The organism is Streptomyces sp. ITFR-16 (assembly GCF_031844705.1).
Classification (GTDB): domain Bacteria; phylum Actinomycetota; class Actinomycetes; order Streptomycetales; family Streptomycetaceae; genus Streptomyces.
On the sequence record NZ_CP134609.1, the window covers coordinates 1,230,422 to 1,252,690 of the forward strand.

Consider the following 22,269-nt stretch of genomic DNA (forward strand, 5'->3'; position numbering starts at 1 on the left):
ACACCGCGTTGACCGCACAGTAAAGGTCAAATCATTTGCCAGTCAATGCTTCGGGGAAAGCTTTTGGGTTCCGCCCGCAGAAGGGGGCCGCGATTCCCGCCGAACGCACGGGGCCGGCGACGGCGACGCCCGGCGAGGTGGCGGACACGGGGCGTGAGGCGGTGAGCGGTGCATGACCGGCAGGTGGCGGTGCGGAGTCTCGCGCGGGAGGTTGCCGAAGATGGCCAACCGCACTTGCTGAGGGGGTTCGTCTAAATGGTCAATACATTTCACGAACGGGCTAGTGTGGTTCGCATGGATGAATCTCTCCCCGCCGCGACGCAGCCGACCGCCGGAACCGGTAACCGGCGCACGAAGGCCCAGAGCGCGGCCTTCACACCAGTACGCGCCAAGCGCGGATACGAGTACATCGTCGAGCAGGTCCGCGACGCGATCCATTCGGGCCGCTTCAAGCCGGGCGACCAGCTTCCGACGGAGAGGGAGATGGCCGAGGCCTTCAAGGTGAGCCGACACGGCGTGCGAGAGGCCATCCGGGGCCTCGAATCAAACGGACTCGTCGAGGTCCGCTTGGGCGTGCTCGGCGGCATCTTTGTCCGTGAGGGTGACCCGCGAACCGTCACGCGCGCGCTCAGCGACCTCGCGTCGCTTGGCGCCTTCTCCTCCGAGAGCCTCCTGGAGGCGCGCATCCTGCTGAGTTCGGATGTCCTGCGGCTGGCTTGCGAGCGGGCGACGAAGGATGATCTGCAGCGGCTGGAGGACGACATCGTGGTGGTCGAGAACCTTGTCGCCGAACCCGGCGCCGAGCGAACCTCACACCTCACCGAGTTCTACCGTCTGCTCGCGGCGGCGACCCATAACGAGGTGCTGGTCGCGCTCACCGATTCGCTCGCGCAGATCGTCCACGCCCGCCTCAACCGGGCCGCCGCTCCGCCGAATCCGGACATCGGCCGCATCCGGCGGAACATTCTGAACTACATCCGGGAGCGGGACGCCGAGCACGCCGTCGAAGAGATCACCCAGCACCTGACACAGCTGGAGCACACGCTGCTCGCCGCAGAGCAGAGCCGCAGGGCGCAGGGCGGGGTAGGGGCGAGGTGAGCCGCTGGTATCTGGCCGGACCCGCCCGGCCAGATACCAGCGCTGTCATGAGACGTGCGGGGGGCGGACCGCGTAGCGCTCTTCAAGGGAGTCGAAGAAGGACTTGCCCACCAGGCGCTGACGCTCCGCCCAGCCGGTGAGGTGCCGGGAGGCCGCCACGAGCGAACCAGTGCGGTGCAACTCCTCCAACGCGGCCAGTGTGCCCTTGATCGCACCCTGGAGTGCCGCGTTGGCGAACAGGGCGATGGTGAAGCCATTCAACTCGTCGAGGGGCAACAGCGGCGTCCGGCCACCCTCGACCAGGTTCACCACCTGGGCCCCGCCCAGCTTCTCGGGGATGGCCCGGAGCTCCTCGACCGTCTGCGGCGCCTCGACGAAGATGACGTCCGCCCCGGCCTCTCGGTACGCGGTCGCACGGTCCAGCGCGGCGGCGAACCCTTCGTTCGCCCGCGCATCGGTACGGGCGATGATCGCGAGCCGCTCGTCCTCCCTGGCCTCGACAGCGGCCCGCACCTTCTGGACCATCTCGTCGGCCCCTACGAGCTCCTTCCCGGCGAAGTGGCCGCATCGCTTGGGCGAGCGCTGGTCCTCCAGCTGGATCGCGTCGGCACCGGCCCGCTCCAGCTCCCGCACCGTCCGGCGGACGCCCACCGCGTTGCCGAAGCCGGTGTCGGCGTCGACGATCAGCGGGACATCGACGGCCTCCCGGATCGCTCCTACGTGCGCGGTCAGCTCGGTCAGCGTCACCAAGCCGATGTCGGGCGCGCCCAGGAACGTGTTCGCGACACCCGCGCCCGTCACGTAGACCGCCTCGAACCCGACCTCCACCGCGAGCCGCGCTGTCAGGGCGTTGGCCGCGCCCGGCACCGCCGTCACCGTGGGCGATGCGATCAGTCGCCGCATCGCGTCTCTGCTGGAACTGCCCATGATTACGCTCTCCTGAACTCGAATGCTTCCATCGTTTTAAGTTTGCGGAAGAGGGGCGACGCCTTTGGGCCTACAGCTCCTTGCGCGGCTGCCCGGGAACGATGCCACCGCCGGGTCCGTCGTCCACGACGGGTCTCGACTCGTCCGTCGAGACGTGCACTCCGCCGGCTCGGCTCCCGGACGAGCCGTCAGAGTTCCACGTACCCGGAAAACAGCCGCCGCGTCGTCCTGAAAGCCGTCGCGTAGTCGGCCCTCATTCCCTCGGCGGTGTTGAGCGACCCGGATACCGAGGCCGCGACCTCGATCGGGCCGGAGGGTGATCCCAGGCGAATCTCGTCGCCCCCCGCGTGGCGCGCACTCTCGTGGACGACCGACCCGGGGACTTGGGCCGCGACGGCCGTGCACAGGGCTCCGGTGAGCGGGAGCGCGCGGTGCGGCTGCCCGTTGGACAGAAACCGTACGGACAGATCGACATCCTCTTCCTCTGTCCTGTCCCCTCCCAGCGTCCGGAACGCTGCCGGGGGGCCCACCACAGCGACGAAGGGTGTCGTCGGGTTCTTCGCGGCGGCCACGGCGTCGGCCGCGATGCCCATCAGCACCGACGCGGTGCGCCTCACCTCCTCCAGACGCAGCAGTACCTCGGCACCGGCATCCAGCTCGTCGGGCGTTTCCACGGCCCGCAGGCCCAGTTCCGCGGCGCGGACGAACACCACCGGATTGGCGCTGTCAACCATGCTCACATGCATGGAAACACCGCCAACCGTGATGCGGGTCATCGCCTCACCCACGGGCAGCAGTCGTCCGTTGACAGTGCCACCCGGATCCAGGAAGTCCAGACGGACCGGGCTGCCGGTGCCGGCCACCCCCTGGAGCCGGTAGCTCCCCTCCCGCACACTTCGCCCGGCCCGGACGGCGAATGCGGAACGGATCGTCTTGCCCGTGTTCAGGTTGTGCATCCGGACCACCGCAGTGCCGTCCGAAGGGGCCTCAACCAGACCTTCGTCAACAGCGAACGGGCCGACGGCCGAAGCCATGTTCCCGCAGTTGCCCGAGTAGTTGACGGCGGCATGGCCGATCTGGATCTGCGCGAAGGTGTAGTCGACGTCGGCGTCCCGGCGCGGCGACGGGCGCACGACGCAGACCTTCGACAACGAGGAGACGCCGCCGCCCATGCCGTCGAGCTGCCGGCCATAGGGGTCGGGGCTGCCCATCGCCCGTAGGAAGACCGGGTCCCACTCCGCCTGTTCCAGCGGTAGGTCCCTCTCGTGGAAGACCAGCCCCTTGCTCGTCCCGCCCCGGACGAACACGGCCTTGATCGAGGTCATCGGTCCACCCCCGCTCAGAACGGCCGCGGGGCGGGGTCGGCCTCGGCGACCAGCAGCGTCATCTCTCCGATGCTGTCGATCTCGATGGTCACCTCGTCTCCGGGCACAACCGGAGCGACACCCTTCGGCGTGCCGCTGGCGATGACGTCTCCGGGCTGGATGTCCACCACCGAGCTGATCAGCTCGATCGCCTCACCCACGGACACGATCATGTCCTTCAGGCTCGCGCCCTGCCGCTTCTCGCCGTTGACGAGCAGCCGCGAGGCCAGCGTGTCCAGATCGGGAATCTCATCGGCGGTCACCACGAACGGGCCGAACGGGGTGAAGGTGCGGAACGACTTGCGCAGTGACCGGTCCTCCTCGAACTTCCCCCGTTCGATCCGCATCGTCATGTCGATCAGGCAGGCATAGCCGAATACATGCTCGAAGGCCCGCTCGCGCGGAATGTTGCGACCCCCTCGGCCTATGACCACCCCAAGCTCGCACTCGTGGTCGAACCGGCGTGTCGATCCTGCGGGCAGGGTGATCGGTTCACCGGCTCCGCTCAGCGATCCCGCCGCCTTCAGGAAGAAGCCGGCCTCCCGAGCCGTACGGCCGCCGGTAGTCACCGAGCGGTCGCCGATCTCGCCGATGTGCGCCCGGTAGTTGGCCGGGATCGCGAAGAGCTGCGGGGGCGCCGGGTTGGCGGCGCGCAGGGTGACCGAGGCCAGGGGTACGCGCGGCCCGTCCACGTCGCCGAGGCGCGGGCCGATCTCGGCCCAGTTCCGGATCAGCCAGTTCATCCGCTGCTGTGGCCACTGGTCGAACGCTGCCGGAACGAGCCCGGTGATGTCCCGGATCTCGTCCCCCTCGACGACGCCGAGCCGGTGGTCGTCGAAGACGGCGAGTCTCATCGTTCTGCCTTCGCTGTCGCGCCGTCGCCGACTACCTCTTCGTGGTAGACGTTCAGCGCGCGCAGCACGGCGCTGTCGTCGACCCGGAACAGCCGCGCGTCCGAGCCGTGGGGATTACTGTGGCGGACCGTGGCCCACGGTGGCACGGCCAGGAAGTCACCCTTGCCCCAGTCGAACCGCCGACCGTCCACGTACATCGTGCCGGCGCCCTCGACCACCCAGTAGACCTTGCTGCCGCTGTGCCGGTGCGCCACACCATCGAAGCCCGCACGCAGGATCTGGGCCTTCATCGACATCGCAGGCAGCACCGGACCGCCCGAGGTGGGGTCCTGGTATTCGAGGATGACGTCGTCGGCCGGGTCGGCGACGAGTCCCTTGGCCCGCTCCAGTGCCCCCAGGGTCTGCTCGTTCGCGTAGACCAGGAGCGGGTTCGTCGTCCTGCGCGGTGCCGGTCCGACCGGACGCAGCAGGCCTGACCCGTACTCCCTCCAGGACTTCTCGGGCTCGGGGCCGACGGGCTGGGTGTCGGTCTCGTACGGGTCGAAGAACACGTTCTCCAGCGAACGCATCAGCGACACGTCGAGCACGTCGAGCCAGATCATCGGCTCGGGACCCTCGTGCACATGGTCATGCCAGGACCAGTTCGGCGTGAGCACGAGGTCGCCCTCGTTCATCTCGTAGTTCTCGCCCTCAACCGTGGTGCTGCACCCGGTCCCCTGCATGACGAACCGGAACGCGGACGCGGTATGCCGGTGCGCGGTGGCCACCTCACCGGGGAGGATGTACTGGATCGAGGCCCAGAAGGTGGGTGTGGTGCCGTACTGGAGCCCAGGGTTGGCCAGCCGGAGGGTGCGTCGAGCGCTACCCGGACTCAGGGCGACGACCTCACCCAGCCTCTTCAAGAACTCCTCCAGGTCGTCCCAGCGCCAGTGCATCGGCACCATGGCCGGTTCGGGAGTGCGGGTAAAAAGCGGGGGGTCCGTGGGCTGGTGGATCGCGATCCCCGCCTCCCGCAGGGCCGCGACCAACTCCCCGCGCACGGTGTCCTCATCCTGGATTTGGGTCGAGGTCTCTGTCATGTCGGCTCCTCAATTCACTTCGACGTCCCGAGACATCCCGTTCCCCGGACTGTTTCATCGTTGACGCCAAATGATTTGACCATTATCCTCAAGGCTGCGAGCGAGGTTGTCAACCAGGTCGTCCGGACTCCCGATCAGCCGGGACGCTTCTCCGGACGCGGGCCCACCGGCCGGGGACGCGCCGGAAACGCCGTCATGGCCGACCGAGATTCTTCAAGGACGAGAATGGCAAAGAGTAGCGATGCACCAGTGGTCGTCCTCGGCGGAGGACTGGCCGGCTACAGCGCCGCGATCGAAGCGGCGGAGCGGGGAGCGCGCGTACTCCTCATCGATAAAGCCGCCGAACCGGGTGGCAGCACCCTGCGCAGCGGCGGCTCGTTCGCCTTCGCCGGCACCGACCTCCAGGCCGCAAACGGCATCGAGGACAGCGATGACCTGCTGCGCCGGGATCTGTTGAGGGGCGGGGGCGAGCAGTCGGACCCTCAGCTCGTCGACCTGTATGTCCGGCGCCAGCTTGCGGCCTATCACTGGCTCAAACGCTGCGGAGTCGATTTCGACGGAGTGAGCCTGAGCGGTAACCAGTCCGTACCGCGCTCGCACGGTGTCGACATCGGCCGCTCCCACGCGCTCATCAGGGCCGCGGCAACGGCCCACCATTCCGTCACCGAACTGCTCGCCACCACGACCGAGGCGCTTACACAGGAAAACGGCCGGATCGTCGGCGTGGTCACGCGTGACAGCGACGGCACCGCGACCGAGCGCCCCGCCCGGGCGGTCGTCCTCGCCACTGGTGGCTTCGCCCGGAGCAGACGGGCCATCTCCACATTCGCCCCGCAGCTGAGCAACGCCCGGCGCATGGGCGGTGAGCACAACACCGGCGACGGGATGTACCTGGCCATGTCCGTCGGTGCGGACCTGGCCGACGTAGGCACCATCAAAGCCACCTTCGGCGTCACAGCCGACGTACCGGGTATGCCTCCGAATCCGACCCTCCTGAACGCGCTGTACCGGGGCGGCATCGTGGTCAACAGCAGGGCTGAGCGGTTCGTCGACGAATCGATCTCCTACAAGCTCATCGGCGGGGTCTGTCTTCAGCAGCCCGGCGGTCTCGGCGTCCAGATCTTCGACGAACAGGTCATGGAGCAGACGATTCCCGGCAAGCTGGTCAACAACTACCGGGGGGCGCTGGAGCAGGGGTACCTCCTGCAAGCCGACTCGATCAGGAAACTGGCCGTCGCGGCAGGCCTGGACCCCGTCGCCCTGGCCGCGACCGTCGACGGTTACAACGACGCCGTCCGGTCCACCGGCGACACGGACTTCGGGCGCACCCATCTCTCCAGCGGCTACGGCGAGCTGCCCCTGATCAACCAGGCCCCCTATTACGCGTACCCCACCACCGCCGGGCTGACCAGCACCTACGGCGGACTGCGGGTGGACGTGGAGATGCGCGTGGCCCACGTGCTCGGCGGAACGGTGCCCGGCCTGTACGCGGCGGGCGAGATCGTCGGCGGCTTCCACGGCAACGCCTATATGAGCGGGTCGTCACTCGGCAAGAGCGTGATCTTCGGGCGGGCCGCCGGTCGCGGCGCGGCCGACACCCCGATGTGACCACGACGAGCGCCGGCCACGCAGGTCTCCTTGCAACCGACGACCCCTGTGCCGGGGCGGGTGAAGCGCGGTCCCGCATCGACAGCCACGCCCCTCCCTCCTCAACGGCGACCGGCCGCCCCTGCATCCCGTGACCCAGAGCACCGGTGTCTGAGGCGGCTGCGGACCAGCGCAGGGGGGTGCCGCGCGCTACGGTCAGCACGCTGCGGCCTTCCAGGGACCTGAGATGCGCCAGAGTCTCCGACAACGCCGGCCGTCCGCGCCCACCTGTGGTGCCCGCCCAGGATCTCGACCAGGAGATCCCGGCAGCGATCTCCCATACGGTGGAGCCGAGGTGCAGCCGTCACGAACGCCCGCACCTCGGCGAGCCGCTCGCGGTGGCGCATAACGATCTGCTCAGCACGCTCCCGCACTCCCCGGAACCGCTACTCGTGTCCCGGCAGCACCTCGGCATGGGACGACTCGCCCAGCGCGTCGGCAAGGCCATGGAGCGAGTCCAGGTACGTGCCCAGGATGTCGTCGGGCCGCAGCGAATAGCTGCCAATGTTCGGCGAGATCCGCGGCAGCAGATGGTCGCCGGTGAACACCACCTCATCGTCCGGCAGCACGAAGCACAGGTGCCCCGACGTATGGCCCGGCGTCCACTTCGCCAGCGCCCGCCGGCCCGGCAGGAAACCGCTCTCACCGTCCGCACAGGCATCATGGTTATCCCGGCAGCCCCGGCCCGGCGCATCCACGCATATGCCTCGTCCGAGAGTTCGTCCTCCGGCGGGTGACCTGAGTCGAACTCCATGCGCTGCACCCGCTGGTCGGTGATCGTCTTGAGGGCCAACGGTCCAAGACGAAATCCGGCGTCGAGAGCGGGAGGGAGCGGGAGGCCGTCCGCGATCGACATGCCCGCCCTCGCGACCGAGATCGGCGCGCCACTGCGGGGATCGAAGCCGACATGTCCTGCCTGCCACAGTTGGAAGACGGCGAAGACGTCAACCACGTCAGGCACCACTACGGAGGCGGCTGTCGCAAGGACACTCTGCAGATCCCGTGCGGCCGGCACCGCGACCATGCGGGCCAGCAGACGCTCGCGCATACGCGCACTCCACTGCGTTTCGGCGTCCGCCGCGGTCCCGATCCACTCGGATACCCGGCCGTCACGCATGACCGGGACGGCGACAATGTTGACGTGCGAGTACTCGTTCGGCTGCCGCCCCTGCCTCACTCTGACCACCGCGTTGAGGATCGCCTGTCCCTCAGCCGTGGCCCGCCACTGCTCTGCGAACCGCGCCCGGTCCTTGGGGTGCACCGCTTCCATCCACGCCCGGGCCTTGACCCCTGATCCTGGACACACGAGACACTGGATCCTGAGGATCTGAGAACGGACATCTCGTGGTCATGAAGAACTACCCGCCGGAGTTCAAGGCGGACGCGGTCGCGCTGTACGAGTCGCGGCCGGAAGCGACGATCAGGTCGGTCGCGGCCGATCTGGGGATCAACCCGGAGACCCTGCGGAACTGGGTGAGGGCAGCCGGGGTGAGCCGTCCCCGAGGACGACGGACGCAAGAACCGGCCCAGCCGCCGGTACCGCTGGAGGCGGAGAACGCCGCCTTGCGAAAGAAGGTCCGCGAGTTGGAGGAGGAACGGGAGATCCTGCGGAAGGCGGCGAAGTATTTCGCCGGGGAGACGCGCTGGTGAACCGCTTCCAGTGTGTCGCCGACCTCCAGCGCCGTCACGGCGTGAAGCGGCTCTGCAGGATCCTCGGCGTCAGCCGCTCGAGCTTCTACTACTGGCAACGGACAGCCGCTGACCGGGCCGCCCGGCAGGTGGCCGACGCCCGCCTGGCAGCCCGGATACGGGCGGTGCACCAGGAATCGGACGGCACCTACGGAGCCCCGAGGATCACCGCCGAGCTCCGCGAGGAGAACGGTGTCGCGGTCAACCACAAGCGCGTCGCCAGGATCATGCGGGCGTCCGGGATCCAAGGGATCCGGTTGCGGCGCCGGCACCGCACCACCGTCTCTGACCCGGCCGCGGCCAAGGCCCCGGACCTGATCGGCCGCGACTTCACCGCGGACAAGCCGAACACGAAGTACGTCGGTGACATCACCTACCTGCCCGTCGCCGGCGGGAAGTTCTGCTACCTGGCGACCGTCATCGACCTCGCATCGCGCCGTCTCGTCGGCTGGGCGATCGCCGACCACATGCGCGCGGATCTCGTCACCGACGCCCTGGCCGCGGCGATCCGCACCCGCGGCAGCCTTGCCGGATCGATCATGCACACCGACCACGGAGCCCAGTACACGAGCAGGAGTTTCGCCGAAGCCTGCAGGTCAGCAGGGGTGCGGCGAAGTATGAGCGCGGTCGGGTCCAGCGCGGACAACGCACTCGCCGAGTCCTTCAACGCGACCTTCAAACGCGAGACCCTGCAAGGACGAAAGAGCTGGCCGACCGAGCGCGAGGCCCGACTCGACGCCTTCCGATGGCTCCACCGCTACAACACCCGACGCCGACACTCCCGCCTCGGACAACGACCACCGATCACCTTCGAAAACGCCCTCCGCCACACACCAACTACGCTGGCACAAGCCGCATAACCCGTGTCCAGAATTCGGGGTCAAGGCCCCCCCGGCCATCGCGTCGTGCTGCTGGAAGTCGCCCAGATCGCCCCTGCGTCCCACCAAGACGTCCACCCGGCCGTCGGCGGACATCGACCACACCACCTGGGGAATTCCCGAGAGCAGGGCCTCGTAACGCTCCAGCGCCCGGTCCCGCGCGCGAGAACCAGCCTGCCAGCCCTCGTCCGCGCCGCACCCGTCAGAACTGCCGGGCAGGCCATGGAAAGCCGTGACCAGCACGGCCATGGCCGAACCGTGCCGCGGCACGGTCCTGGCGCAGCTCACGGTGCCGTACCACCCGGCCCCTCCCTTACGCGACGGCCCGTCGAGCGGCAGAACAGCCTGACGCGGACCACCACGCCGAGCGGCGTCGGACAACAGACCCAGCAACGGCCGACGCACCTTCCCGGGCAACGCATCCCCCGGCCTCATGCCGACCGACCAACCGTCGAAGGCCTCGCGGAAGTACTGATTGCACTCCACGAGGACAAAGTCACCATCGGTGACGATGCCCGCCCCGACCACCGACCCGTCGATGTCCTCCAGATCGAACATCGGCCACGTCGTGTCCTCGCCGGCTCCTTCCACCCTCCGATATTCCCCCACACTCACGCTCCCGGCATCCGCAGCGGTGAGCGGCAACCAGCGCGTAACAGCGTCCGCCCGTTCGTGGGCCGTACCGGGGGATGCTGGACGCAGGCCCCGGCCCGCCAGAGGCCGCCGGGCCGGCTTGTTGATACCCAAAGCGCTGACCGCGCCCGCGGACAATGCTCTGCGCGATCCCGCGAAGCCTCATGGGCCCGTTGCCCGGCGTACTCAACGCCCACAACCCGCGACTGCGACGGCATACCCGCCAAAGACTGTGTGACCTGCTGGCTCCATGATCCGCTTCTGGATGTGGTCCTTCCAGCAGATGCCCTCAGCCTTGTGCCAGGGCACCGCCTGCTCCGCTCGGACTCGTGCGTGTGTCTGATGCGTACCGCGCGTTCAGTGCTGCGTCTTCGACGCCCAGATCGCTGCCCCGCTTGAGTAGATCACCACATTGCCATCCTTCTGAAGCCGCAGGATCGCGCCGTTGTGGCCCTGGGTCTTGCTGGCCCAGACCGCGCGGCCGTCGCCGTTGTAGACGACCAGGTTGCCGTCTGCCTGGAAGACAGCCTGGTAGTTCTGACCGAAGGTCATCGTCGCCCATCGGGGCTTCCCGTGCTCGTCGTAGACAACCAGGTTGCCGTCGTGCTGCATCCGCAGCCTCGTCCGGTTGGCCTCAATGGCCTGGCCGGGCCGCAGCACTCTGGTGGCCGTGACCGTGATGTCCGCCGGCAGGGACGGACTTTTCTCCGTCTCTTTCAACGGCTTCGGCGCCGGCTTCTTCGTCGGAGACGGCGAGGACGTCGCCGGGGGCGCCACCGGAGCCTGCTGTTGCACAGCCGCCCTCGGTATCGGCTTCTCTTTCGGCTTCGTCGGCTTCGAGGGCGACGCGCTCGACGACGCATACGCCGAAGCCCCCTCCTCCAACGGCTCGCTGCCACCGAGCAGCGTCCCCGCCTGATCCGTGACGATGGTGTTGTGCCGCTCTGGCTCGCCGTGTCGGCTCACCAGGAGAACCGGCACGGCGACCAGCGTGGCACCCAGCAGAGCGGCGCCCGCCAGCAGAGGGCGGCTCGGGCGCCCTACCGGCGCCGGGACAGCCGCGCCGGGTCCTGGGTCCCCGTGAGCCGAGGCCGCCAGTGTTTCGGCTTCCCCTGTCACCGCAGCCGCCTCGGGAGCGGAAGCGGATGCCGCCTCTTCCGCTGCGGGTACCGAGTGTCCATCCCCCTCTCGCGGTGCCGGAGCCGACCGGGTGCCGACGGATCCCGTCTCCTGCGCGCGTGCAAGGGTGAGGACAGTCCCGGATACGCCCTCCGGTCCGGCGCCGGTCTCCGCCTCGGCCGACCGGTTCCCCGGCCTCGCCGGAGCCGGCTGCGGGGGCAGCCCGGATTCAGCAGGGTTCGCAGTCGCCGGTGCCTCCCCCGCAGTCGATGTCACGGCCGTTTCGGTCCGGTCTGTCATCTGCCCCATCCGTCCCATGGTTTGTCATGTGTCTCTGTGAACGTATTCATTCACGCACACATGCAGGGGACACGTCATATCCCTGAAGTTAATAATGGGCCTCGGGAAACCCCTTGCCGAGCATGGACGTTGGAGAACGCCCCGTCCTTCGGAGTACGGCACTCCCTGCCGCACCACAGGTCTCGCCTCCTCCAGCCGTTTCGGCGGTCGGACCGGGGTGTGATCGCAGGTGGCAGGAAGGCATGATGGGGCCAACCACCACCCACGGGTGCCGATACAAGGAGGTCAGCGGAGTGCGCCAGGTACTGACGATCTGTCCGGAGGGCACCGGGGACGCCCGGACGATCGCAGAGGCCCTGGCCAGGGCACGCGGAGGGGCGGTGCTCAGCCTGCGCCCCGGGACGTACGAGGAGAATCTCGTCGTCACCACTCGCGTGACCATAGTCGCTGAGCAGTCACGCGGCAGCGTCCGCCTGGCACCACGCACCGGCACCGCGATCTCGCTGCGTGCCGACGCCGTGATGCTGACGGATCTGGTGGTGCGGGGCGAGGACGAGGACGTCCCCGTCGTGGACGCCTCGCACGGGCAGGTCGCCATGCAGGGCTGTGACATCTCCGGCGCGTCCTGGGCCACCGTCCTCGCCCGCAACTCCGGCTCGCTGGCCATACGCGAGTGCCGGATCTCCAGCCGGACCGGCGCGGGCGTCGTCGTCACCTCGGCCACCGAGAGCTCGCTGGAGTCGTGCACCTTCGAGCACCTGGGCACCAGCGGCGTGGTGATCGGCGAGCGCGGCAGAGCGACGATACGGGGCTGCACCGTGCGCGACGCGCGCGGCAACGGTCTGCTCGCCAACGGCGATGCCCAGGTCACCGTCGAGGACTGCGACCTCTCCTCGACCGACAAGCCGGCGCTGGCGCTGGAGGAACGCAGCGCGGTCCGGGTACTGCGGACTCTGATCCACGACACCGCGATCGGCGCGCACCTCACCAGCACCACCCGAGTGGAACTGGACGATGTGCGAGTCAGCGGCACCACCGGCCAAGGCATCGTCGTCTCGCACGGCGCAGACCCTCTGCTGCGCCGCTGCCGCACCTCCCGCACAACGGGCAGTGGCCTGGTCGTCACCGACCGTTCGCGGGGTACGTACGAGGACTGCTGGCTGAGCGGCGCTCAGGCGCCGGCGCTGCGCGTGGGCGGATTCTCCTCGCCCACTCTGACCTCGCTGACCATCCGGGACAGCGAGGCCGAGGCAATACTCCTGGAGGAGGACTCCGCGGCCGAACTGGACCGCGTGGAGATTCTGGAAGTCAAGGGCACCGGTGTGGTGGTCAAGGGCGGCGCAAACCCGCTTGTGCGGCGCGCCCGCATCACCGGTGTGGGCGGCACCGGCGTCTCGGTGACCGACGGCGGGCGCGGCCGGCTGGAGGACTGCTCGGTGGAATCGCCGGGCGGCGCCGGAGTGATGGTCGCCTCGGGCGGCAACGTCTATCTGGCGGGCCTGAAGGTGACGGGACCCATCGGCGCCGGTCTGGAGATCAGGGCCGATGGCACGGCGGCGCTGCGCGACGCAGAACTGGTATCGGCCGGCGGCTGCGGCGTCATCGTCGACCACGGCGGCGAACTGACTGCTACTCGGGTGCGGACCGCCGCCGCCGCCGACTACGGCTTCCTGGTCCGCGACGGCGGCCGGGCCAGCCTCAACGGCTGCGAGGCGGCGGGCAATGGCCGAGACGGCATCCGGGTGGAGACCGACTTGCCGGTTTCGGTGCTCGGCTGCACTGTGCGCGAGAACAAGGGCGGCGGGCTCGTCCAGTCCAAGGCGGCAGGCCGGCTCGCGGTGGAGAACCTGAACAGCACCGGAAACGAGTCCCGGGATGCCTGGGGCTACGGCGAGGACGAGGGCACCGACCCGGCGGGCACCGTACCCGAGTCGGACGGTCCGGGACGTCCGGACGGTCCTATGGCCGCGCTGGAGAGCCTGATCGGCCTGGACAACGTCAAGGAACAGGTCCGCACGCTGGTCAATCTCACCCAGCTCGCCCGGCGCCGCGCCCAGCTCGGCATGTCCGCGCCGCCGATGAGCCGGCACCTCGTCTTCGCGGGTCCGCCCGGCACCGGCAAAACGACGGTCGCGCGCCTCTACGGCACGATCCTGGCCGAACTCGGAGCGCTGCGCTCCGGGCACCTGGTCGAGGTCTCCCGCGCCGATCTGGTTGCCCAGGTCATCGGCGGTACTGCCATAAAGACCTCGGAGACCTTCGAACGGGCGCTGGGCGGCGTGCTCTTCGTCGACGAGGCGTACACCCTTGCCTCCGACTCCCGCGGCTCGGGCGCCGACTTCGGCCGGGAAGCAGTGGACACCCTGCTGAAGCTGATGGAGGACCACCGCGACGACGTGGTGGTCGTGGTCGCCGGCTACTCCGGCGAGATGCGCAGCTTCCTCGGTTCCAACCCGGGTCTGGCCTCGCGGTTCTCGCGAACCGTGGAGTTCGAGAACTACTCGGTCCCCGAACTGGTGGAGATCATGGAAAGCATGTGCCGGCGCCACCAGTACCTGCTCAACGACGACACCCGCCAGGCGCTGGCGACACACTTCGACCGGATACCGAAGGGTGCCGGATTCGGCAACGGCCGTGCGGCACGGCAGGTCTTCGAGGAGATGGTGGACCGGCAAGCGGTTCGGCTGGCCTCCCTGGCCCAGGTCACCGAGGATGACCTCACACTGCTGCTGCCGCAGGACATCAGCGAGCAGGCCGCCCGCGACGCCGAGGCCGGTCGTCCGGACGGTGCCGACGCCGGAGACGACGCGCTCAGCCGCCTGGACGCCCTGGTGGGGCTCTCCGCGGTCAAACGGGACGTCACCGATCTGGTCAACCTGGTCTCGACGGCCAGGCAGCGGGAGGCCGCCGGGCTGCCGGTGCCGCGCCTCAGCCACCACCTCGTCTTCACCGGGCCACCCGGCACCGGGAAGACCACAGTGGCCCGGCTCTACGGCGAACTTCTTGCCTCGCTCGGCGTGCTGCCGCGCGGGCAGCTCGTCGAGGTGTCCCGCGCCGACATGGTAGGGCGCTACGTGGGCCACACCGCCCAGCTCACCAAGGAGGTCTTCGAGCGGGCGCTGGGCGGGGTGCTCTTCATCGACGAGGCATACACACTCACACCGCGGGATGCCTCCGGTGCCGACTTCGGCCGGGAGGCCGTGGACACACTGCTGAAGCTGATGGAGGACCACCGCGACCAGGTGGTCGTGATCGTCGCCGGCTACACCAGCGAGATGGAGAACTTCCTGGCCTCCAACCCCGGCCTCCACTCACGGTTCTCGCGGAAGATCGAGTTCGCCGACTACTCGTCCGACGAACTGATCACCATCGTCCGCCAGCACGCGCTGCAGGCCGGGTACGAATGCGGCACCGGGCTCGGCTCGGTGCTACGGCATCACTTCGACGGGCTACCGCGCGACCGGTCGTTCGGCAACGCGCGCACCGCACGCCAGGTTCTGGAACGGATGATGACCCGGCAGGCGGGCCGGCTCAGCCGGGTGGCCGCGCCCAGTTTCGACGATCTGCGGCTGCTGCTCCCGGAGGATCTCGCCGACCCTGTGTCCGCGTCCGGTGGGGCGGGGGCATGACAGCGATGTACGCAAGGAACGTAGGTCGGCCCGCCGCCGGTGCACTGGCGGTGCTGCTGGCGGCCGCCCTGAGCGGCGCCGGTGCCGCGAACGCCGCGGCGGCGGACGGCAACACGACAGTGGAGCTGCCGGTACTCAAATCGAAGCTGACGGCCAACGACGACTGCACCAGAGGTTCGGGGCGGCCGGCCACCGCAGTGCCGTGGGAGCAGGTCAGCCTTCAGCTGGGGCGGGCCTGGCAGTTCGCCTCCGGCTCCGGAATCAAGGTCGGCGTGGTCGACACCGGCGTTTCCGCCTCCGCGCCCGCGTTGAAGGGCCGGGTGGTGGCGGTCGGCGAGGCCGGCAGCGACTGCGTCGGGCACGGTACTTTCGTGGCCGGGCTGATCGCCGCCCAGTTGAACAGAGGCGTGAAGTTCGCGGGTGTCGCCCGGCAGTCGGCGATCGTCGCGGCGCGCGGCACCGATCAGCGCGGCACCGTCACGGCTGAGAAGGTAGCCGCAGGCATCAAGGCCGCCGTCGGAGCCGGTGCCGAGGTGGTGACAGTGTCGGCGGCGTTCCCGGGCGACTCAGCCGCACTGAGATCCGCAGTGCGTCTGGCCGCGAAGAGGGACGTCTTGCTGATCGCCGCCGCCGTGCCCGACTCGCCGACTGGCGGGGTGGGCCAGGAGATCCCCGCCCGGAACTACTACCCGGCCGCCAGTGACGGGGTGCTGTCCGTCCTCGACGTGGACGTCGCAGGCAAGCGGCCGGCCGGCTCGTACACCACCGGGAGCGCTCAGCTCGCGGCGCCCGGTGACGGGGTGGTCGGGATCGGTCCCTCGAAGGAGGGCCACTACATCGGTTCGGGGGCCTCGCTGGCCGCCGGGTTCGTGGCTGGGGCGGCGGCGCTGGTCCGGTCCGTGCACCCGGAGCTGACGGCCGCGCAGACCGCGGATCTGCTGCGGTCCTCGGCCTACCCGGACGCCGTGCCGCGGGTCGACCCGTACGCCGCCGTCACCACGGTCCTCCCCTCCGCCTCGACCGCTGCGGAGGCTCCAGCTGGGCCGGAAGCGGCCGGCCCGGTACAGATGCCGCAGGACAAGGCCGCCGGGCCACTGCGCCGCGCCATGTGGCCGGCGCTGGCCGGCGTGGCCGTGACCATCACAGTCGTCTGGCTGTCTCTGATCATCCCCAGGGGCCGTCGCACAGGCTGGCGCCCTTCCCGGCGGCCCTGAGGACATCCGGCCCCGCCCCTCGCAGGGGGCGGGGCCGTCGTGTCGATGCCCGGCTCCACCGTGCGGGCACATTGGGCGGAGACGGCCGAGACCTACGCTTCCTCCGTCCCGGCTGCCAACGCCGTCTGGATCAGTACCGGCTTGCGCCGCACAATGTGCAGCGCGCGCCCCGGCGGCAGCACTCGCGGCTTCACGTTTCCGAAGACGTACCCCTCGGACGGCGGCGTCGACATCAGGATGCCCGGGGTGTTGACCTCGTCCAGACGCCGGAGCAACTGGTCGTTCAGACCTCGCCCGGCACCCGTGGCCGAGCGCACCACGACGATGTGCAGGCCCAGCTCGTGGCCGAGGGCCAGGTGGTCGAAGAGCGGTGAGAATGGGTGGTCCATCACCGTGCCGCCGCCGACCATGTCGTAGTCGTCGACGAGGACGAACAGCCGGGGTCCGGTCCACCAGTCGGCGCTGCGCATCCGCGTAGGTGTGATCTCCTGGCCGGGCATCCGCGTCAGCAGCGCCTTCGCTGAGCCACCGACGAGCTGCTTGAGGGCGTCGATGGAGACGGCGTGCCCGAGCCGGTATTCCTCGGGCACCGCTTCCACCAGGTCACGGCGGTAGTCGACGACGAGGATACGGGCCTCGGTCGGCGAGTAGCGAGAGACAATGGCATCGGCCACCACCCGCAGCAGGTTGGTCTTGCCGCTCTCGGTGTCACCGACCGCAACGAGGTGCGGGGTCCGGGAGAAGTCGTGCCAGACGGTGTCCAGTGTCTCCTCGTCCCGGCCGAGTGGCAGCCTGAGGCTCTGTCCCTGGCCAAGCTCGGGTGCGGGCAGCTCCGCCACCGGCAGCCGGTGCGGCAGCATCCGCACCTGCGGTGCGCGCGGCCCGTTCCAGGCGGCGGCGATCCGCTCGACCAGGTCGCCGACACCCTCGCTCAGCGTCTCCGGGTCGCTGGAGCCGTCGCCGCGGGGCAGTGCGGAGAGGAAGTGCAACTTGGATTCGACGGTGAGCCCCCGGCCGGGTGTGCGCGGCACGCCGGCGGCCTTGCGGATGTCGACCACGGAGTCCATCGTGTCGCCGAGCCGGAGTTCCAGACGGGTGGCGGCCTGATCGCGGACCGGGGCGGTCAGCTCCAGCCAGCGCGAGGTCGCGACGACCAGGTGGATACCGTAGTTGAGGCCGCCGGTGGCGATCTGGTTGAACGTCGGAATGAACTGGTCGAAGTTCTGCCGGACCGTGGACCAGCCGTCGATCACCAGGAAGATGTCGCCGTGCGGCTCGTCGGGGAACTCTCCAGCGGCGCGGCGGCGCCGATAGGTGGCCATCGAATCGATGCCGTGCTCCAGGAAGAACTGCTCTCGCTGGGTGAGCACGGCGGTGACCTCGGCAACAGTGCGGCCGATCCGCTCCGTGTCCAGGCGGGCGGCAACACCGGCGACATGCGGCAGGCCGGTGAGCTGGGAGAGAGTACCTCCACCGAAGTCAAGGCAGTAGAACTGCACTTCGCGAGGCGTGTGGGTGAGCGCGAGGCCCATGACGAGGCTGCGCAGCACGGTCGACTTGCCGCTCTGCGAGCCGCCCGCGACAGCGACGTGGCCACCGGCCGCCCCGAGGTCCACGACGAGCGGGTCGCGGCGTTGCTCGAAGGGCTTGTCGACGAGGCCGACGGGTATCCGCAGCTTGCCGGTGCCGCTCCAACGCGGTGCGGTCAGGCCGCGCTCCGGGTCGACGGTCAGGCCCTGCAGCAGGACATCGAGCGGGGACGCGGTGTCCAGCGGCGGCAGCCACACACGGTGGGCGGGCGGTCCGGCGTCGCGCAGTCGGTCCAGAGCAACCGACAGCAGGCTGGAGTTGTCGTCCGCCTCCTCCGGCTCCGGTTCGACGGCGGCCGGAGCGGGTGCGCGAGGCACCACGTACTCGGCGGACCAGGGCACGACCTGGCTGGCTACACGGGCCTGAGCGACAGCACCGCCGCGGCGGCGATAAGGACCGGAGACATAGGCGGCGCGAAACCGGGTCAGCGCCTCGACGCCGCTCTTCAGAAAGCCGCTGCCCGGTTGGGAGGGCAGTTCGTAGGCGTCGGGGACGCCGAGCACGCCGCGGGACTCCATAGCGGAGAAGGTACGCAGCCCGATCCGGTAGGACAGGTGCGACTCCAGCTGGTGCATGCGGCCCTCGTCCAGGCGCTGCGAGGCGAGCAGCAGGTGCACGCCCAGGGACCGGCCGAGGCGGCCGATCATCACAAACAGCTCCATGAACTCGCGGTGCGCGGCGAGCAGCTCGCTGAATTCGTCTACGACGACGAAGAGACTGGGCAGCGGAGTGAGGTCGGCACCGCCGGCGCGGGCCCGCTCGTACTCCAGGGCGGAGGTGTAGTTGCCTGCCGAGCGCAGCAGTTCCTGTCGGCGCAGCAGTTCGCCGTGAAGGGCGTCCTGCATGCGCTCGACCAGAGCGGCCTCGTCGGCGAGGTTGGTGATGACGGCGCTGGTGTGCGGGAGCTCGTCCAGGCCGAGGAAGGTGGCGCCACCCTTGAAGTCGACGAGGACGAAGTTGAGCGTCTCGGAGGAGTTGGTGAGTGCGAGGCCAAGCACGAGGGTACGCAGCAGTTCGGACTTGCCGGAGCCGGTGGCTCCGATGAGCATGCCGTGCGGCCCCATGCCGCCCTGCGCGGACTCCTTGATGTCCAACTCGACCGGGCGTCCGTCGGCACCGACGGCGACCGGCACCCGCAGCCGTGCGGAACCGTTGTGCCGCCGCCACAAGGTGTCGGGGTCGAGCCTGTGCAGGTCGGGGATGCCGAGCAGAGTGGTGAGCTCCATGTCGGCGGAGAGCGGCTCGGCCGCGTCGGCGGTGAGGCTCATCCGGTAGGGGGAGATCAGCCGGGCCAGCGTCTCGGCGGCAACCGGGCCGACTTGGTCGGGGCGGCCGAGAACGGTTGTCTGCTCCTTGCGGCTGCGGTCGGTGCGCACCAGGGCGACGGTCTCGGGGGTGACGTCGAGGCGGAGGGTGGTGCGGCCGGGGCGCCAGGTGAGGGTGCCGGAAAGGTCCAGGATGACGGCGTTGCGGAAGCCGGGGCCGTCGAAGCGGTGGCCGGCTGGAACAGCGGCACCGTCCACGACGACCACGACGAGCGGCTCGTCGCGGCCGGGCACCGCGTCCGGGTCGAAGGCGGACCGCTCGGAGAACTCGCTGCCGAGCTGGCTCTCCAGGTCGGTGAAGGCGGAGGCGACCATACGCAACGGTCCGGCGCCGTCGGTCTCCTGGGGGTGCTGGTTGTGCGGGAGCCACTTGACCCACTCCCACTCGGCCCGGTGCTCGTCATCGGCGCAGACCGCGATCCACACCTCTTCCGGCGGGTGGAAGACCGCGAGCTGGCTCAGCGCGGCGCGCAGCATGGCCCGGGCGGCGTCCTGGTCGCCACGCAGCAGCACCCGGGACCAGGAGCGCAGGTAGAGCGCGATGGGCTGGCCGGGCACAGTGCTGTAGGCGCGGATGAAGCGGCGCAGGGCGTGCGCGCACAGCGGTTCGAGGTCCTCGACCGGCTTGGTAGAGACAGGGTTGAGCCGCAGGGCGAACTGCTGGTCACCCACAGCGATGCGCAGCTCGGCGAAGTCGACGTCCTTGGTACGGCGTTCCCACAGACGGGTGGTGCGCACCATGGAGCGCAGCACGGTGGGCTCCGGGTGGCGCCAGGCGAGGGCAAGTTGCTGCTCGACGACGGTGCGCTGCACGGTCCGCCGACTCTGCGCGAGGTAACGCAGGTAGTCACGGCGTTCGCCGCGCAGCCGCTGCTTGCGGTCTCCCGCCTTGCGCATGACCTGGCCGATCATCATAGCGGCGGCGGCGAGCACCATCATGCCGAGCGCAATGTACATGAAAATGCCGGATCCCTGCCCTCCCATGCGCAGAAACATCAGCATCATGGAGACCGACATCATGGCCATCGGCAGGTACGTCCACACTGCGGACGTGTCCGGCACGGTCTCCATGAGAGTCGGCGGCTCCTGCAGGGTCAACTCGCCGCTCGGCATGTCGGGTCCGCGGCGGCGGGCCGGACGACGGAACAGGACCACGCTCAACGCTGGGGCTCCTTAGCGGTCTCCGCTCACGCGGCGGTAGCGGGGGGTCCCGGGAGGGGAACGGCACGGCCGGGCCGCACGTACGGCAGTGTCCCGGGATGCCCGGACGGTACGCACGGTGCACGCTGCCGGGGCTCCCGTCGACGACGGTCTAAGGGAGTGACAGTAGTGTGCACCCCGTCAACTCCGTAAGTCCACGTCACCCCCTCCCTCCGCGCCCTCACCACCAGTTCACCAGTCACCCGTCTCATTCGCGCCACCTCCCCTTCAGCAGCCTGCAACACCGCACACCACACCCTCCGTTCCGACGCTCAGGAGACGTGAGCCCCGGTATGACCGACACTTCCGTGGCCGACCTGTGCCACCTGACCGTGCGTGCCCCGAGCCGCACCATCGACCTCGCTGTTCCCTCCGACGTACCGGTGGCCGACCTGCTGCCGACCGTGCTGCGGTACGCAGGCGAGGACATCGAGGAGTCCGGCCTCGAACACGACGGCTGGATACTCCAGCGCCTCGGTGGACCACCGCTGGACGAGGAGGCGACACTGGCATCCCTCGGGCTGACCGACGGCGATCTCCTGTATCTGCGGCCGCACACCGATGCGCTGCCCGAGGTACGCCTGGACGACCTGGTCGACGGGATAGCTTCGGTCACCCGGGACCGGCTGCACGACTGGGGCGAGGGGGCTGCACGGAACCTGCTGCGCGTCCTGATTGCCGTGGCCGTGCTGGCCGGTCTGGCGCTGCTGGCGTGGCCCGGCACATCGGTGGCGCTGCGCGCGGGCGGGGCCATCGCCACCGGCGCACTGCTGCTGGCAGGCGCAGCCTCGGCAAGCCGGGCGTTGGACGACGGCACGACCGGCGCGGTCCTCGGCCTGCTGGCGTCCCCCGCGCTGGCGCTGGCGGGCTGGCTGGTGCCGGGCGGTGAACTGAGCGGCCCCCAGGGCCACCAGGTGCTGGGCGCGAGGCTGTTGGGCGCGGCGGCGGCCTGGGCGGGCTGCGCGGTGCTCGCACTGGCGGCCACGGCGGTACGCACGCCGCTGTTTCTGGCCTCCGCGCTGGTCGCGTTCGCCGCGGCGGTCGGCGGCGCGGTGATGGCTCTCTTCGATCTACGGGCGGCCACCGCGGCGGGCGTGGTGGCGATGCTCACGGTGCTGCTCGGCGGTCTGGTGCCGGCGCTGTCGTTCCGGCTCGCTGGGATGCGGATGCCGGCCCTGCCGACCAACGCCCAGCAGCTTCAAGAAGGCATCGATCCCTACCGGGGCAACGATGTAGCGGTCCGCACCGGACTGGCCGGCGAATGGATGACAGCGCTGTACGGGGCGACGGGCGTGCTGGCGTCGGCCTGCCTGGTGGCGCTCGCGCACCGGCCTGCGCTGCCCGCATTGCTGTGCGCGCTGGTGCTGTCGCTCCTGCTGGTCCTGCACGGCCGGGGCCTGGTGAACACCACGCAGCGGCTGGTGCTGGTGCTGCCCGGCGCTTGGGGTCTGCTGCTGCTGGCGTTCGGCTGGGGCCTGGAGCTGACCGGTCTTGACCGGGCACTCCTGGTGGTGGGTCTGCTGGTGGTCGCGGTAGTGCTGACGATCGCGGTGTGGACAGTGCCGGGCCGCCGTCTGGTGCCCTACTGGGGTCGGGCTGCGGAGCTGCTGCACTCCCTGCTTGCGATCTCCCTGCTGCCGCTCACTCTCTGGCTGCTGGGCGTCTTCGGCGCCCTGCGCGGCTGGAACGGCTGATGGCCCGGCCGGGCACCGCGACGACGACG

13 protein-coding genes are annotated in these 22,269 nt (G+C 69.6%); 6 read left to right on the forward strand and 7 right to left on the reverse strand.

Annotation, left to right across the window (positions count from 1 at the left end; translation table 11 throughout):
* The first annotated feature begins 294 nt into the window (after positions 1-294).
* Positions 295-1,098 (forward strand): FadR/GntR family transcriptional regulator, encoded by an 804-nt coding sequence (locus RLT58_RS05600; RefSeq protein WP_311309268.1) that lies wholly within the window; start codon positions 295-297, stop codon positions 1,096-1,098.
* Between the two features lie 45 nt (positions 1,099-1,143).
* Here RLT58_RS05600 and RLT58_RS05605 read toward each other — a convergent pair whose 3' ends face one another.
* The 4 genes from RLT58_RS05605 to RLT58_RS05620 all read right to left on the reverse strand — a co-directional run bounded on the left by RLT58_RS05605 (position 1,144) and on the right by RLT58_RS05620 (position 5,322).
* On the reverse strand, positions 1,144-2,025 hold the full coding sequence (locus RLT58_RS05605; RefSeq protein WP_311309269.1) for an isocitrate lyase/PEP mutase family protein: 882 nt from the start codon (positions 2,023-2,025) through the stop codon (positions 1,144-1,146).
* A gap of 188 nt (positions 2,026-2,213) precedes the next feature.
* Positions 2,214-3,350 (reverse strand): PrpF domain-containing protein, encoded by a 1,137-nt coding sequence (locus RLT58_RS05610; protein WP_311309270.1) that lies wholly within the window; start codon positions 3,348-3,350, stop codon positions 2,214-2,216.
* A 14-nt stretch (positions 3,351-3,364) separates the two neighbouring features.
* Positions 3,365-4,243 carry a fumarylacetoacetate hydrolase family protein gene (locus RLT58_RS05615; RefSeq protein WP_311309271.1) on the reverse strand — a complete coding sequence of 293 codons (879 nt, stop codon included), beginning with the start codon at positions 4,241-4,243 and terminating at the stop codon, positions 3,365-3,367.
* Complete coding sequence (locus RLT58_RS05620; RefSeq protein WP_311309272.1) at positions 4,240-5,322, reverse strand: cupin domain-containing protein; 1,083 nt, start codon at positions 5,320-5,322, stop codon at positions 4,240-4,242. The genes RLT58_RS05615 and RLT58_RS05620 overlap by 4 nt, the downstream gene beginning before the upstream one ends.
* A 225-nt stretch (positions 5,323-5,547) precedes the next feature.
* Between RLT58_RS05620 and RLT58_RS05625 the strand changes: the two genes are divergently transcribed.
* Positions 5,548-6,930: an FAD-dependent oxidoreductase gene (locus tag RLT58_RS05625; RefSeq protein WP_311309273.1), complete on the forward strand. Its 1,383-nt coding sequence runs from the start codon at positions 5,548-5,550 to the stop codon at positions 6,928-6,930.
* 425 nt (positions 6,931-7,355) lie between these two features.
* On the opposite strand, the gene RLT58_RS05630 is transcribed toward RLT58_RS05625, so the two are convergent.
* Positions 7,356-7,667 carry an MBL fold metallo-hydrolase gene (locus RLT58_RS05630; protein WP_311309274.1) on the reverse strand — a complete coding sequence of 104 codons (312 nt, stop codon included), beginning with the start codon at positions 7,665-7,667 and terminating at the stop codon, positions 7,356-7,358.
* 646 nt (positions 7,668-8,313) lie between these two features.
* On the opposite strand from RLT58_RS05630, the gene RLT58_RS05635 reads away from it, so the two are divergent.
* A protein-coding gene (locus tag RLT58_RS05635) for an IS3 family transposase (protein ID WP_311309275.1) occupies positions 8,314-9,518 on the forward strand; the annotation gives its coding sequence in 2 pieces (ribosomal slippage) (positions 8,314-8,605 and positions 8,605-9,518; 1,206 coding nt in all).
* A gap of 1,008 nt (positions 9,519-10,526) precedes the next feature.
* Here the strand turns inward: RLT58_RS05635 and RLT58_RS05640 are convergent.
* Complete coding sequence (locus tag RLT58_RS05640; RefSeq protein WP_311309276.1) at positions 10,527-11,150, reverse strand: hypothetical protein; 624 nt, start codon at positions 11,148-11,150, stop codon at positions 10,527-10,529.
* Positions 11,151-11,881: 731 nt separating this feature from the next.
* Between RLT58_RS05640 and RLT58_RS05645 the strand changes: the two genes are divergently transcribed.
* Entirely contained in the window at positions 11,882-15,217 is a 3,336-nt protein-coding gene (locus RLT58_RS05645) for a right-handed parallel beta-helix repeat-containing protein (RefSeq protein ID WP_311309277.1), read from the forward strand.
* Positions 15,214-16,431 (forward strand): S8 family serine peptidase, encoded by a 1,218-nt coding sequence (locus tag RLT58_RS05650; RefSeq protein ID WP_311309278.1) that lies wholly within the window; start codon positions 15,214-15,216, stop codon positions 16,429-16,431. Before RLT58_RS05645 ends, RLT58_RS05650 begins: the two co-directional genes overlap by 4 nt.
* Positions 16,432-16,523: 92 nt before the next feature.
* Here the strand turns inward: RLT58_RS05650 and eccCa are convergent, their stop codons facing one another.
* Positions 16,524-20,459 carry a type VII secretion protein EccCa gene (eccCa, locus tag RLT58_RS05655; protein WP_311314423.1) on the reverse strand — a complete coding sequence of 1,312 codons (3,936 nt, stop codon included), beginning with the start codon at positions 20,457-20,459 and terminating at the stop codon, positions 16,524-16,526.
* Between the two features lie 380 nt (positions 20,460-20,839).
* Between eccCa and eccD the strand changes: the two genes are divergently transcribed.
* Positions 20,840-22,240, forward strand: a complete 1,401-nt coding sequence (gene eccD / locus RLT58_RS05660; RefSeq protein ID WP_311309279.1) for a type VII secretion integral membrane protein EccD — start codon at positions 20,840-20,842, stop codon at positions 22,238-22,240.
* Positions 22,241-22,269: the final 29 nt, after the last annotated feature.

What these genes read in the sequence shown, in the direction of transcription:
- eccD (WP_311309279.1), top strand. Translation starts at nt 20,840, where the DNA reads ATGACCGACACTTCCGTGGCCGACCTGTGCCACCTGACCGTGCGTGCC.
- RLT58_RS05605 (WP_311309269.1), bottom strand. Translation starts at nt 2,025, where the DNA reads ATGGGCAGTTCCAGCAGAGACGCGATGCGGCGACTGATCGCATCGCCC.
- RLT58_RS05615 (WP_311309271.1), bottom strand. Translation starts at nt 4,243, where the DNA reads ATGAGACTCGCCGTCTTCGACGACCACCGGCTCGGCGTCGTCGAGGGG.
- RLT58_RS05625 (WP_311309273.1), top strand. Translation starts at nt 5,548, where the DNA reads ATGGCAAAGAGTAGCGATGCACCAGTGGTCGTCCTCGGCGGAGGACTG.
- RLT58_RS05620 (WP_311309272.1), bottom strand. Translation starts at nt 5,322, where the DNA reads ATGACAGAGACCTCGACCCAAATCCAGGATGAGGACACCGTGCGCGGG.
- RLT58_RS05650 (WP_311309278.1), top strand. Translation starts at nt 15,214, where the DNA reads ATGACAGCGATGTACGCAAGGAACGTAGGTCGGCCCGCCGCCGGTGCA.
- RLT58_RS05610 (WP_311309270.1), bottom strand. Translation starts at nt 3,350, where the DNA reads ATGACCTCGATCAAGGCCGTGTTCGTCCGGGGCGGGACGAGCAAGGGG.
- eccCa (WP_311314423.1), bottom strand. Translation starts at nt 20,459, where the DNA reads ATGCCGAGCGGCGAGTTGACCCTGCAGGAGCCGCCGACTCTCATGGAG.
- RLT58_RS05600 (WP_311309268.1), top strand. Translation starts at nt 295, where the DNA reads ATGGATGAATCTCTCCCCGCCGCGACGCAGCCGACCGCCGGAACCGGT.